The sequence below is a fragment of the Streptomyces sp. NPDC002838 genome (genome assembly GCF_040295365.1).
Classification (GTDB): Bacteria; Actinomycetota; Actinomycetes; order Streptomycetales; family Streptomycetaceae; genus Streptomyces.
In genome coordinates, this window is sequence record NZ_JBEOVF010000062.1 from 14553 (window position 1) to 27417 (window position 12865).

A 12865-nucleotide genomic window follows, 5' to 3' on the forward strand; every position below is an offset into this window, starting at 1 on the left:
AGACGTGCGTTTCAGGGCCAGACGCCGGAGAAGTCGATCTTCTGGGCCCATTCCGGGTGGTCTATCAGCGGATTGCGGTTGCCCTGGATCTCCGCTATGGCGGCATTGCGGTGCCGCTCGTACTCGCTCACCGACTCGTTGTCGTGCCAGGTCAGAAGGGTGGGCAGCCGGTTCTCGGGGAACTCGTCCAGTTCGTCGCCGACCAGCCCCGGGTAGCGCAGCAGGAAGTACAGGGTGGCTCGGGCGACCGTTCCCTTCCCCTTCTCCGGCTCGAATCCCACGTCCTCGCGCATCCCGCACTCCTGACGGACCGCTTCCTCGAAGCCGGGGAAATCGAAGTAGGGGTACTTGTTGCGGTAGCTGTTGCACTTGGGCTCGCACGCGAACAGGTGGTGGAGGTCGCCCCGCATGGGCTCCCGCTCGGCGAACCACGACTGCGGCACCACATGCTCGCAGTTGAAGGGCATCGACGCTTCCAGAGCGGCGAATTCGGCCTCGAACTCGGCCGGGCCGGCCGTGCTTTCGTGCCGGAGCAGTTCTTGTACGCGTGCGAGGCGGGCCTCTTCCACCGCGGCGTCCGCCCGTATGAGCTCCTCCACGGAGAAGATCTTTCCGGAGTAGACGCTGCGCAGCCGGCCGTCCTCGTGCTGGTCGACCCATGGGTAGAGCAGCCGCATCGGCTTGTACCTGGGCCGGGGCTCGTGGGTCTCCTCCAGCAGCTCGGTGAGCGCGCGCCGCAGCGCCTCGCCGTCGGCGGTGTCGATGCCGGCGTAATAGGCGTCGCGTGCGGCGCTGTCCGCGGTCCGGTCGTAGTAGGGCCGTTCCCGCGCGAGCCGGAAGTTGACCAGGGCCGCGTTCACGTCCCTCTCTACCGCGGAGCCGCCGTCCAGCCGCCCTGTCGCCGGAATCGTCGGTGCCAGTGCGGGTGCGGGCTGTTGGGCGGCGGCGGGCCCCACCGGGTACGCCGACGTGCCGAGCCCGAAGCTGATCCGCAGGGGGACGGTGAGTTGTACGGTCCCGTCGGCCGAGGGCGTGGACGGAACGCCCTCGACGGGGGGCGGGGTGGTCCCGGCGGTGAACACCTCGTCCCGCAGCCGGGCTGCCGGGCCGGTCAGTGTGATCTCACGCAGGGCGCGCAGCACTCGGCTGATCCGCACCCCCTCGTTGGCCCGCCACGCCACTCGGTGCTCGCCCATCTCCGGCGCCCAGGGCGTTCCGTCGATGCTCAGGGGCCGCCCCTCGGCGTCGGTCTTCGGGACGGCCGAGTGGTGCAGTGCGACGACCTCCCACTGGTCGTTGAAGACCGGCGAGCCCGACGATCCCTCATCGGTGTCGGACTCGTAGTGCAGGAACCGATCCAGCACGTCGACGACCTGGTTCTCGCGCAGCGCGAGCTGCTTGGGCTCGCCCCTGGGGTGCTGAACGATGTTGACGAACTCGCCGATGACGACCTTGCCCTGCGCTTCACCGAGAGCCAGGCGGCCGAACGACGAGAGCGCCTCGCCGCGCGCGCCGTGTCCGGCGACCGCGACCACGCTGAAGTCCAGCTGCCGGTCGGTGACGAAGAACCTCTGCGGCTCCAGCTGGAAGACCGCCGGTTCGAGCGGACGCCCGTCGACTCCGGCCTGGAACGCGAACGCGACCGTACTGCGGCCCGCTGTCTCCTTGCCGCGCAGCACATGGTTGTTGGTGAGCAGAAGGGAGGGGGAGATCATGAAGCCGGTGCCGTGACCGCCGCCCGGCCCGCCGATGGTGACCCTGCCGACCGCGCGGGAGACCGCGGCGCCTTCCTCCAGGAACGCGACCGGGGTGAGATTGTTGCGCCCGATGAGGCGCTCCAGCCCCAGCACATCGCTGCCGAAGCTGTCCGGCGGCAGCCGCAGGGTGCTTCCCGCCGTCGTGACGGGATCCGAGGGCGTCCTCTCGATGGCCCTGGCCAACGACCAGTCGGCGCCGAGACGCGCCAGCCGCTTCTCGACCCGCTCGGGCTCATCGGCGTACAACACGCCGCGTGTCTCGAGTACCGCCTGGTTTCTCTCCCGCTGCGCGGTCCGGTTCGCATAGCGTTCGGCGGCCATCGTCAGTTGTGACAGGTAGTCCGATTCCGTCTCGGAAACGAGTTCCGGCGTTGCCATGGTCTGCCTCCTCGGAAGCGGCAGTGGTTTGCGCGCTGTTGCACCGGCGGCCATGGTGTCTCGGCGTGTTGGCTGTCCTCCTTTCGATGCTCGCAGGCGTGACAAACATGCGCAAAAGTTGTAGTGCGTCCCTCAAGGTGCAGGAGAGCAGTAGTTCCCATAACGTGGTATTTGGAGTGCTTCCAGGGGGTTTCCCTCCCTTGTCGGGAGGTTCGGCCGTAGTTCCCGCCGCCGCAAGCATCACCCCATTCTCAGGAGACATGATGGCCACGCAGCGTGCCGTCCCGCGCCCAGCCTCGGTCTACGCACTCGCCGGAATCCGGATCTTCAACGGGGCCACCGGACTGCTGGCACCGGCCCTGCTCATCCGGCGCCTCGACCCCGATCGTGAGCCGCTGAGTCCGGCGGCCGTCTACGCTTTCCGGCTCTTCGGGATCCGTACGGTCCTGCTCGGACTGGATCTGCTGACCAACCACGGCGAACGGCTTCGGCAAGACCTGCGCGAGGGCGTCCTGATCCACGGCAGTGACACCGCGACGGCGGCCATGCTCGGCTTGAACGGCCGGCTTCCGCCGCGCACCGCCGTGCTGACCACGCTCATCTCGGCCACCAACACCGTCCTGGCCGCGACCGCCGGCGCCTCCTTCACCGACTCCCGCCGTTCCGCCAACTCCGCCAAGGGGAAGCGGAAGTGACGGCGGGACCCGGTGCCGCTCCCCCGGCCGAGACGGCCGAGACGGGTTTCGACTACGTCGTCGTCGGTGCCGGTGCGGGAGGCGGCCCGCTGGCCGCCAACCTCGCCGCCGCGGGCATGCGCACCCTGCTGCTCGACGCGGGCGGCGCCGAGGAGGACGACAACTACCTGGTTCCCGCCTTCCACGCGGACGCCTCCGAGGACCCCGTCCAGTGCTGGAACTACTTCGTACGGCACTACGCCGACGAACGGCAGCACCTCCGCGACAGCAAGCTCGTCCCGGACAAGGGCATCCTCTACCCGCGCGCCGGGACGGTCGGCGGCTGTACCGCGCACCACGCGTTGATCACCGTCTATCCGTACAACCGCGACTGGGACGCGATCGCGGAGGAGACCGGCGACGCGACGTGGCACAGCACGGCCATGCGCCGGTACTTCGAGCGGCTGGAGCGCTGTACGTACCGGCCCAGGCCCAAGGAGCCGCCCGCCAACCCGCTGCTGGCCGCGCTGCTGAAGGTCCTGCCCTTCACGGCCGCCCGGTACCGCAACGACGCACGGCACGGATTCGACGGCTGGCTGCCCACCGCCCTCGCCGATCCCGAACTGGCCGTCCAGGACAAGCAGTTGCTGAAGGTCGTCCTCTCCGCCGCGGAGGACACGCTCGCAGGCCTCCTCGACCGGCCGCTGTCCCCGCTGGAGGGGTTCGGCTCCTTCGTCGATCCCAACGACTGGCGGGTGCAGACGCGTGCTCTGCAGGGGTTGTGGCAGATCCCGATCTCCACGGCGGACGGACGGCGCAGCGCCGTACGCGAGCGGGTCCAGGCGGTGCGGCGGAGCCATCCGGGCCATCTGGTGGTCCGTACGAACGCCCTGGCGGCCCGGGTCGTGCTGGACGCGAGCGGAGCGGCGACCGGCGTCGACTATCTGGACGGGGCGCACGCCTACCGGGCCGACCCCGCGAGCCGTCAGGCCACCGGGCCACCGGTGCTGCGCAGGGTCCTGGCTTCCCGGGAGGTGATCCTGGCCGCGGGGGCCTTCAACACGCCCCAGCTGCTGATGCTTTCGGGCATCGGGCCGCGTGCGGAGCTGCAGCGGCACGGCATCCCGGTGCGGGTCGACCTCCAGGGCGTGGGCGCCCATCTGCAGGACCGGTACGAAGTCGGCGTGGTCAGCCAGATGGACCGCGAGTTCCCGGTCGTCAAGGACTGCGACTTCCACGCGCCGCGGCCCGGCACCGAACCGGACCGCTGTTACCGAGCCTGGCGGCGCGGCGAAGGCCTGTACACGACCAACGGCGCCGTCGTCGGTGTCACCCGCAAGTCCCGCCCGGAGCTGGACGCCCCGGACCTGTTCATCTTCGGCGGCCCCTTCGACTTCCGGGGCTACTACCCCGGCTACTCGCTCGACCTGACGCGCCATCGGGACCGCTTCACGTGGGCGATCCTCAAGAGCCGCACCCACAACACCGGGGGCCGGGTGCGGCTGCGGTCCGCCGACCCTCGTGACACCCCGCTGGTGAACTTCCACTACTTCGCCGAGGGCACGGACAAGGACGACGTGGATCTCGAAGCGATGGCCGATGCCGTGGAGTTCGTGCGCGGGATGAACCGCAGGGCCGGCTCCGTGGTCCTCAAGGAGCTGTGGCCCGGTGACGAGGCGGGCGACCGCGAGGGTGTCCGCCGTTTCGTGCGGGACGAGGCCTGGGGCCACCACGCGTCCTGCACCTGCCGGATGGGGCGGGCGGACGATCCCTCGGCCGTCGTCGACAGCGACTTCCGGGTGCGCGGAGTGGACCGCCTGCGGATCGTCGACGCCTCGGTCTTTCCCCGCATTCCCGGATTCTTCGTCGCCGCCCCCATCTACATGATCAGTGAGAAGGCGAGCGACGTGATCCTCGCAACCGCCGAAGGAGCATCGCGATGAGCAAGCAACCACGCGCCGCACGGCGTTCCGCGGCCGGATACCGTACGTCATTTCCCTGGCGGATCGTCACCCGCGGCGCCGAATTCCTGGACCGGCGCATCGGCTGGGACAGGCTGCCCGTCGTTCCAGGCCTGCTGACGCTCCTCGGACTGCGCGTCAGACTCCGCCAGGAGAATCTCCACGACACCGGCCGGCTGCCCTCGGTCGATCTGCCCGATCCCGCACCCCCCTCCGAGAGCCACAGGGTCAACCGGACCGCCGACGGCAGCCGCAACGACCTCGTCGAGCCGCGGATGGGCATGGCGGGCACCCGCTTCGGCCGCAACATCCCGCTGGACCGGATTCCCCCGGCCACGCCGGAGGACGTACTGTCCAGGCCGAACCCGCGCGAGGTCAGCCGCGCCCTGCTCTCCCGCGACGAGCTCGCCCCGGCCGAATCGGTCAACTCGCTGGTCGCCGCCTGGCTTCAGTTCATGATCCGCGACTGGTTCAGCCACGGTACGAGCCCCATGGACCGGCCCTGGGAAGTACCCCTCATGGACGACGACCCGTGGCCGGAACACCCCATGCGGATCATGCGGACGCCGGACGACCCGACCCGCGACCCGCAGGCACCCGCCGGGACGCCCGACACCCGCGTCAACGAGTCCTCCCACTGGTGGGACGCCTCGCAGATCTACGGGTCGAACGAGACCGAGCAGCGCCTGATGCGCACCGGCGAGTCGGGCAAGCTGCATCTGTGGGACGACGAGCAGTCGCCGTTCCCCTCGGACCCCTCCCGCGACCCGTCGCGTGTTCCCGGGTTCTGGCTGGGTCTCGCCGTGATGCAGAACCTGTTCGCCAAGGAGCACAACGCGATCTGCGACCACCTGCACGCCGCGTACCCGTCCTGGAACGACGAGGAACTGTTCCAGCGCGCCCGGCTCGTCAACGCCGCGCTCCTGGCGAAGATCCACACCGTGGAGTGGACACCGGCCGTGATCAGCCATCCCACCACCGTCAAGGCACTGCGCGCCAACTGGTGGGGCATCGCGGGCGAGCGCGTCCACAACCTGTTCGGCCGGATCAGCGACAGCGAGGTCATCAGCGGCATCCCCGGCGGCGCGACGGACCACTACGGCGTCCCGTACTCCCTCACCGAGGAGTTCGTGGCGGTCTACCGCATGCATCCGCTCATCCGCGACGAGTGGCATCTGCGCTCCGCCGCCGATGACGAGACCCTGCGCCACTGCACCCTCCGCGACATCTCCGGCCCCGGGGCGCTGAAGGTCCTGGAGACCACCGAGATGGCCGATCTGCTCTACAGCTTCGGCACGCTCCACCCCGGACTGGTCACCCTGCACAACTTCCCCAGGTTCCTGCAGGAGTTCGAGCGCCCGGACGGGCATCTGCAGGACCTCGCCGCCACCGACATCCTGCGCTCCCGCGAGCTGGGCGTCCCCCGCTACAACGAGTTCCGGCGGCTGCTGCGGCTGAAGCCCGCGGAGAACTTCCTGGAGCTGACGGAGAACCGGGCGTGGGCCGAGGAGATCCAGTGGCTCTACGACGGCGACATCGAGAAGGTCGACCTGATGGTCGGGCTGTACGCGGAGAAGCTGCCCGCCGGATTCGCCTTCAGTGACACGGCGTTCCGCATCTTCATCCTGATGGCCTCACGCCGCCTGAACAGCGACCGCTTCTTCACCGAGTACTACACCCCCGAGGTGTACTCCAAGGCCGGTATGGCCTGGATCGACGACAACAGCATGATCACGGTGCTGCTGCGCCACCACCCGGAGCTGCGCACGGCTCTCGCGGGGCTGACGAACGCCTTCGTGCCGTGGCACACCGCCGGAAGGACGGTGACCTGACATGGAAGCGACGGACAAGTCCCGCGAGGAGCGGGAACGCCAGGTCGCGGCGGCCGCCGCGCGGTACGGCGAGACCGGCGACGAGCGGCGGGCGGTCGAGCGGCAGCAGGACGCAGGGGTCACCTTCCCGGATTCGCAGGAGGCGCTCGCGGCGCGCGCGGCCCGCCTGCTCGACCGGCACGCGGTGCCCGCCGCCATGGTGGTGGAGGCCGTCCGCGCGGAACCGATGGCCGCGCCTGCCGCGTACGAACGCATCCTCGGGGTGTCCAAGGAACTGCAGGCATGGAGCTTCCTGCCGCGCGGCACCCGGGCGGCACGGACCATCGCCCGGATCTCGGTGCGGGAGAACGGCCGCGAGCTGCCGATCGGCACCGGCTTCCTCGTGTCGCCGAGCCTGCTGATGACCAACCATCACGTGCTCACCGACGCGGAGGCCGCCCGGCAGTGCTTCGTGGAGTTCGAGGCCCAGGTCACCGTCGACAACACACCGCATCCGGCGACGCGGCTGGAACTCGACCCCGACGGGTTCTTCGTGGCGGACGCACGCCTCGACTTCGCCCTGGTGCTGGTCGCCCCCGGCCCGCAGGGGCGGCCTCCGGGGGAGACGTTCGGGTGGAACCGGCTCAGCGCCCAGCTGGGGAAGCTGGTGATCGGCGAGCCGGTCAACGTTGTCGGCCACCCGATGGGGCGCCTGAAGGAGATCGCCGTACGGGACAACATGCTCCAGGTCCGCCTCGACGACTTCCTGCACTACAAGACGGACACCGAGCCCGGCAATTCGGGTTCCCCGGTCTTCAACGACCAGTGGGAGGTCGTCGCGCTCCACCACAGCGGTGTGCCCAGAACCGACGACCAGGGCCGCGTCCTGCGCCGCGACGGACAGGTCTGGCGGCCCGGTGACGGAGACGACGCCATCGACTGGGTGTCCAACGAGGGCGTACGCATCAGCTCCATCCTGAGGCACCTCGCCGCCCTGCCCTTCGCTTCCCGGCAGCAGGCGCTGCTGGCCGAGATGGGCCCGGAGTCCGGGCTGGGCCGCACGGAAGCAGCCGTCGGTCCTGCGGCGGCCGCCCCTCCCGCCGTCGCCTCGGCGCCCCCGGCCGCCGAGAGAGCCACCGCGCGTGCGGGCCTGCGCGCCCGGGCCGGCGCGTTCGGCGGCAACCGGCATCTGGTCTTCCTGCACGGCCGCTCCCAGGAAGGCAAGGACCCCGAGAAGCTGCGCCGCGAATGGGCGGCCGGACTCAATCAGGGGCTCGTCCGCGCCGGGCTCCCCCCGGTCGACCCGGCGGACGTCTGGTTCCCCTACTACGGCGACAGACTGGCGCAGGCGCTCACCGCGCACGAGGCCGTCCCCCGCATCGTCGAGGCGCCGACCGCCACGGCGGCGGAGGTGGTCGCACCCGCCTCTCCCACCGCCCGCGCGGTGTACGAGGAGATCGTCGGCGAGGCGGCCACGAAGTGGCACGTGCCGCACGAGAGGCAGTTGGCCACCGAGCGGATCGGCCTGGGCGACGTGGTCGGGGCCCTGCAGCGGCAGCTGAGCTGGCTGGCCGCCAGGAGCGATCTCGACGCGTGGGCCATCGCCTTGATCTTCCGTGACGTGGCCGCGTACCTCGGCGACCGGCGCATCCGGGACGAGGTCCTGGGCTGTGTGCTCGAAACGATGCCGGACGCCGGAGAAGTGGTGCTCGTCAGCCACAGCCTCGGCACGGTCGTCGGCATGGATCTCACCACCCGGCTGTCCCCCGGCGTGGACCTGATCCACCTGACCACGGCGGGAAGTCCCCTCGGCCTGGACCACGTGCACAGCAGGCTGCTGGTCGGCGGGCCGAAGCGCCCGGACAAGGTGGTGGACTGGCTCAACGCATGGTGCCCGACCGACGCGGTGGCCATCGGATGCCCGTTGGGTGACGAATGGGCGGACGGACTGACCGACGTCGCCGTCGTCAACGCCCGCGACCGGGCACACAGCATCGTGGAGTACCTCGCCCACGCCGAGGTCGCCCGGTCGATCGGCAGCCACGTCGGCGGCTGAGCCGAACCGTTCAACAGGGCTTCCGCCACACCCCGAGTTCCGGTTGTTTCACCATCGACGACAGTCTCAGTCGGCGGGACTCGGGGCAGAAGCCGCTCCTCGGTTCCGTGTACTCCACGTGGAACACCGCCTTGCCGGCCGCGATGAACGGAGTGAGCTGAGCGCATTCGTCGTACTGTGCGCACTCCTCGTTGACCGCGAAGTCGAAGTCGGCCAGAAGCTGCGGGATCTGCGGCAGGTCGTTCTTCAACCCCACGGACAGTCCGCGCTCGTGGGCGATGGCCGCGATCATGCGGTTGTACCTGAGCTGGTCGCGCGCGGTGAGCGGGAAGCCGGTGTCGTTGCCGTAGCCCTCCACCAGGTCGGGCTCCACGGCGTCGAAGCCCTTGTCGCGGCACATGTCGAAGCGCCGTTCCATGATCGGCCGCAGGACGGCGATCCGCCGGATGTCCAGCCACCGTTCGCCCGCCCAGCCGTTGGGCTCGCCGAGCACCGAGCGCGGGAAGGTGTCCTTGTCGGGCCGGAAGTCCTCCCAGGCACCGACGTTCACGTAGCAGATGACCTTGCGGCCGTCGCGGTGCAGACGGGCCACGTCCGCCGCGGAGTTCTCGAAGCCGTCGATGTCGTAGACGGGCACGTCGGCCGAGGGGTCGGCCTTTCCGTCCAGTTGCCACTGCCAGGCCAGGCCGGGTCGGGGTTTCCACAGGGCGGTGTCCGATGTCGTCCCGCGCGCGTCGGCGGGTCGTTCCGCACTGCTGGAGCAGCCCGTCAACGCCGAGGCCACCAGAGCGACCAGCAACATCGCGCAGGCCAGCCCCCTGTTCCTCATCGCTCCGTCCCCGTCAGCGCGGGCGTCAACCGCGCCCAGGGGTTGGGGGGTTCACCCGTCACCGGACCGCAGACCGCCGCGCCGCGCTCGTGCGCGGTGCGCACGGCGAGCGGTACGAGCGCCTCGGGCACGCCGTAGACGAGGTGGCACAGCCGCTCGGGCGGCTGCTGCGCGGTCCACGCCGGTCTGCTGAACGCCGACACGTACGTCGCCCAGTGGCCTTCGAAGGTGACGGTCAGGTCGGCGAGGCGAGCGTATCCGGGTGCCGGATGGACCCCGGGGTTGAGTACGACCGTCCCGGCACCGAGCCGGCGTACGGTCCGGACCAGCCGGCGACAGGCCGGCAGCCCGTCCGGCGTCGCCGTCACCCGGTCGAGGAAGCAGCCGTCGGCCGCGTACCACTCCTGGTGCCGGCGTACGTCGTCGGCGATCTCGGTCCGGTCGCGCACCCCGTAGTCGGTGTCGACGTAGCCCAGCAGCCGTGCCCCGGCCGCGCGCAGCGCACCGGCCGCCGCGGTGAACGCGGGGTCGGGCCCGTCGCCCGGGCCGTTCGCGGGGTTGAGGACGACGCCGTACGTGCGGGTCGCGGCCGTGATCAGACGGTGCCAGGCACCGGGGTCCTCGGCCGGGTGGACGTACAGCGGAATCAGCAGGCTCACGGTGTACGGCCGCCTTCCCCCAGCGTGTCCGCCCACAGCGCGGCCAGCGCCTCGTCGAGGGTGTGGGCCGGGCGCCAGCCCAGGGCCGCCTCGGCGGCGGTGATGTCGGAACACTGCCACGACACCTGCGCCGAGCGGATCGAACTGGCCGAGTCGGTGGCGTTTTCCTCGATACGGCCCCGGAAGCCCGCCTTGTCGGCCAGCCCCCGCACCAGGTCGCGCACCGGGACGGCCCCTCCCCCGCCGATGTTGAGGACGGGCGACAGCGGCCCCGGGGCTGTGACCGCGAGCTCTGCCGCCCGCGCCACGTCGCGTACGTCGACGAAGTCGCGGTACGCGGACAGGTCGCCGAGCCGCAGCACCGCGTCCGGGTCCGGGCCGGCCGCGCGCAGCAGTCCGGCGATCCGGCCGGGCAGCCCGGTGGGCGGCGCCCCCGGCCCCACCGGGTTGCCCACCCGCAGCACCACGGCGTCCAGGCCGGACGCGGTCACCGCGACCGTGCCCGCCAGCTTGGTCGCGCCGTACGGGCCGACCGGGCAGGTGGCCGCCGACTCCGTCACCCGGGTGTCCGGGGTGCCGGGGCCGTACTCGGCGGCCGAGCCCAGGTGCACCAGGCGGGCCGCGGGGGCCGCCTCGCGCAGTGCGGCACACAGGACAGCCGGGCCGCGGGCGTTGACCTCGGCGAGGGTCACGGCGTCGCCGCCGGTCGCGCCCGCGCAGTTGACCACGGCGTCGGGCGCGGCCGACGCGAGGGTCTTCGCCAGCTGCTCCCGGCGGGCGGAGGCGAGGTCGATGCCGTACTCGGCGGCGGGTGAGCGGCCGCCGCCGAGGACCAGCGCGCCCGGCAGGGCACGCAGCCGCTCGACGACGTGGGCGCCCAGGTAGCCGGTGAACCCCAGGACGAGAATGCGCATGCGGTGCTCAGGCTCCCTTGAGGAGAAGGGACTTGCGGGTGGTGAACTCGGCGTTGGCCCGGTCATAGTCGTCCGGGCGGCCGATGTCCAGCCAGTACCCGTCGAACTCGTAGGCGTGCGGCGGGTTCTGGGCGGCCAGCAGGTCGAGGACCAACTCGTCGAAGCCCAGCGGAAGTCCGGGCGTGTAGCCGTCGAGCGTCGAGCGGGACACACCGTAGACGCCCATCGAGACGCGGTAGTCCATGCTCGGCTTCTCGGTGAACGCGACGACCTTGCTCGCGTCGGTGGTCAGCACCCCGAAGTCGATGTGCACCTTGCGGGCGTACGTGGCGATGGTCAGCGGCGCGCCCGAGGCATGGTGCCGGCGCAGGACGTCGGCGTAGTCGAGGTCGGTCAGGACGTCGCCGTTCATCACCAGGAACGTCTCGGGCAGACGGTCGCGCAGGGTGAGCAGCGGGCCCATGGTGCCCAGGGGGCTTTCCTCGGTGGCGTAGTCGACGGTCATGCCCCACTGGGAGCCGTCGCCGACGTAGGCGCGGATGATCTCGCCCAGGTGGCCGATGGCGATGGTGCAGTGGGTGAAGCCGGCCGTGGACAGCTGGCGCAGCACGATCTCCAGGATGGCGTGCTGGTCGCCGATGGGCACGAGCGGCTTGGGCAGCGCGGTGGTGTAGGGCCTGAGCCGGACGCCCTTGCCTCCCGCCAGGATCACTGCGTGCATGGTGAGGCTCCTCCTTCGTGGATGTGCGGGGCTGTGCCAAGTCGTGCCGGACGGGGTCAGATGTTGTAGATGCCGGTCTTGTAGCGGGCGAGATTGGCCGGGTCGCGGAAGAACTCCACGGTGTGCGCGAGGCCCTCCTCCAGGGTGTGGGCGGGCTGCCAGCCGGTGGCGGCGGCGAGCCGGCTCGCGTCCGCGACCAGCCGCATCACCTCGGAGTTCGCGGGCCGGATGCGCGCGGTGTCCTCGCGTACGTCGAGGGCGGTGTCCATCACCTTGCCGATCAGCGCGACGAGGTCGCCGACCGAGATCTCCCCGCCGGTACCGGCGTTGAAGGTGCGGCCCACGACGTGCTCGGCGGGCGCGGTGCCGACCGCGAGGAACGCCTGCGCGGTGTCCTTGACGAAGGTGAAGTCCCGCGTGGGTCGCAGGTCGCCGAGGGTGATGGTGCGTTCCCCGGCCGCCACCTGGCCGATGACGGTGGGCATCACCGCGCGCATCGACTGGCGGGGCCCGAAGGTGTTGAACGGTCGCAGGGTCACCACCGGGGTGTCGAAGCTCGCGTGGTAGCTGTCGGCCAGCCGGTCTCCGCCCGCCTTCGAAGCGGCGTACGGCGACTGGGTGTTGATGGGGTGGTCCTCGGTGATCGGCACGGTCTGCGCGGTGCCGTACGTCTCGCTGGTGGAGGTGTGCACCAGCCGGGGCGTGCCGAGGGCGCGGACGGCCTCCAGCACGTTGAGCGTGCCGGTGACGTTGGTGTCCACGTAGCTGTGCGGGGCCTGGTAGGAGTACGGGATCGCGATCAGGGCGGCCAAGTGGTAGGCGGTGTCGGCGCCTTCGAGCAGGCCGCGGACCGAGCCGGGGTCACGGACGTCGCCGAGGACGATCTCCACCTGGTCGAGGACGTCCGGGTGCAGGGTCTCCAGCCAGCCGTAGGAGGAGAAGGAGTTGTACTGGGCCATGGCCCGGACCCGGTGTCCGGAGGCGACCAGCGCCTCGGTGAGGTGCGAGCCGATGAAACCCTCGGCTCCGGTGACGGCGGCGAGCGGTGCGGAGGTCAACGCGGGTGTCCTTCCCGTTGGTTACACGTGGATGGTCGAGTGCGGAG

Annotated in this window: 10 protein-coding genes; 4 read left to right on the forward strand and 6 right to left on the reverse strand. The window is 70.8% G+C overall.

Going from position 1 to position 12865, the window contains the following annotated elements:
- Window positions 1–11: 11 nt before the first annotated feature.
- The gene (locus tag ABT063_RS44310) at window positions 12–2135 is read right to left on the reverse strand and encodes an endonuclease (protein WP_351066690.1); all 2124 of its coding nucleotides are present in this window, start codon (window positions 2133–2135) and stop codon (window positions 12–14) included.
- A gap of 263 nt (window positions 2136–2398) precedes the next feature.
- Between ABT063_RS44310 and ABT063_RS44315 the strand changes: the two genes are divergently transcribed.
- From ABT063_RS44315 to ABT063_RS44330, 4 genes are read left to right on the forward strand one after another with little or no spacing between them, the layout of a single operon-like run.
- A complete protein-coding gene (locus tag ABT063_RS44315) occupies window positions 2399–2830 on the forward strand; it encodes a hypothetical protein (RefSeq protein WP_351066692.1) in 432 nt (143 codons plus the stop codon).
- Window positions 2827–4752, forward strand: coding sequence for a GMC family oxidoreductase (locus ABT063_RS44320; protein ID WP_351066693.1), 1926 nt, complete (start codon window positions 2827–2829; stop codon window positions 4750–4752). Before ABT063_RS44315 ends, ABT063_RS44320 begins: the two co-directional genes overlap by 4 nt.
- Window positions 4749–6602 (forward strand): peroxidase family protein, encoded by a 1854-nt coding sequence (locus ABT063_RS44325; protein WP_351066695.1) that lies wholly within the window; start codon window positions 4749–4751, stop codon window positions 6600–6602. Before ABT063_RS44320 ends, ABT063_RS44325 begins: the two co-directional genes overlap by 4 nt.
- A gap of 1 nt (window position 6603) precedes the next feature.
- Window positions 6604–8637 (forward strand): trypsin-like serine peptidase, encoded by a 2034-nt coding sequence (locus ABT063_RS44330; protein WP_351066697.1) that lies wholly within the window; start codon window positions 6604–6606, stop codon window positions 8635–8637.
- A 10-nt stretch (window positions 8638–8647) separates the two neighbouring features.
- Here the strand turns inward: ABT063_RS44330 and ABT063_RS44335 are convergent, their stop codons facing one another.
- From ABT063_RS44335 to ABT063_RS44355, 5 genes are read right to left on the reverse strand one after another with little or no spacing between them, the layout of a single operon-like run.
- The gene (locus ABT063_RS44335) at window positions 8648–9466 is read right to left on the reverse strand and encodes an endo alpha-1,4 polygalactosaminidase (protein WP_351066698.1); all 819 of its coding nucleotides are present in this window, start codon (window positions 9464–9466) and stop codon (window positions 8648–8650) included.
- Entirely contained in the window at window positions 9463–10125 is a 663-nt protein-coding gene (locus ABT063_RS44340; protein WP_351066699.1) for a spherulation-specific family 4 protein, read from the reverse strand. The genes ABT063_RS44335 and ABT063_RS44340 overlap by 4 nt, the downstream gene beginning before the upstream one ends.
- A complete protein-coding gene (locus ABT063_RS44345) occupies window positions 10122–11039 on the reverse strand; it encodes an NAD-dependent epimerase/dehydratase family protein (RefSeq protein WP_351066700.1) in 918 nt (305 codons plus the stop codon). The genes ABT063_RS44340 and ABT063_RS44345 overlap by 4 nt, the downstream gene beginning before the upstream one ends.
- Before the next feature lie 7 nt (window positions 11040–11046).
- Entirely contained in the window at window positions 11047–11760 is a 714-nt protein-coding gene (locus ABT063_RS44350) for a nucleotidyltransferase family protein (protein ID WP_351066702.1), read from the reverse strand.
- A 56-nt stretch (window positions 11761–11816) separates the two neighbouring features.
- A complete protein-coding gene (locus ABT063_RS44355; protein WP_351066704.1) occupies window positions 11817–12818 on the reverse strand; it encodes a GDP-mannose 4,6-dehydratase in 1002 nt (333 codons plus the stop codon).
- Window positions 12819–12865: the final 47 nt, after the last annotated feature.

What these genes read in the sequence shown, in the direction of transcription:
- ABT063_RS44330 (WP_351066697.1), top strand. Translation starts at nt 6,604, where the DNA reads ATGGAAGCGACGGACAAGTCCCGCGAGGAGCGGGAACGCCAGGTCGCG.
- ABT063_RS44335 (WP_351066698.1), bottom strand. Translation starts at nt 9,466, where the DNA reads ATGAGGAACAGGGGGCTGGCCTGCGCGATGTTGCTGGTCGCTCTGGTG.
- ABT063_RS44315 (WP_351066692.1), top strand. Translation starts at nt 2,399, where the DNA reads ATGGCCACGCAGCGTGCCGTCCCGCGCCCAGCCTCGGTCTACGCACTC.
- ABT063_RS44350 (WP_351066702.1), bottom strand. Translation starts at nt 11,760, where the DNA reads ATGCACGCAGTGATCCTGGCGGGAGGCAAGGGCGTCCGGCTCAGGCCC.
- ABT063_RS44345 (WP_351066700.1), bottom strand. Translation starts at nt 11,039, where the DNA reads ATGCGCATTCTCGTCCTGGGGTTCACCGGCTACCTGGGCGCCCACGTC.
- ABT063_RS44310 (WP_351066690.1), bottom strand. Translation starts at nt 2,135, where the DNA reads ATGGCAACGCCGGAACTCGTTTCCGAGACGGAATCGGACTACCTGTCA.
- ABT063_RS44325 (WP_351066695.1), top strand. Translation starts at nt 4,749, where the DNA reads ATGAGCAAGCAACCACGCGCCGCACGGCGTTCCGCGGCCGGATACCGT.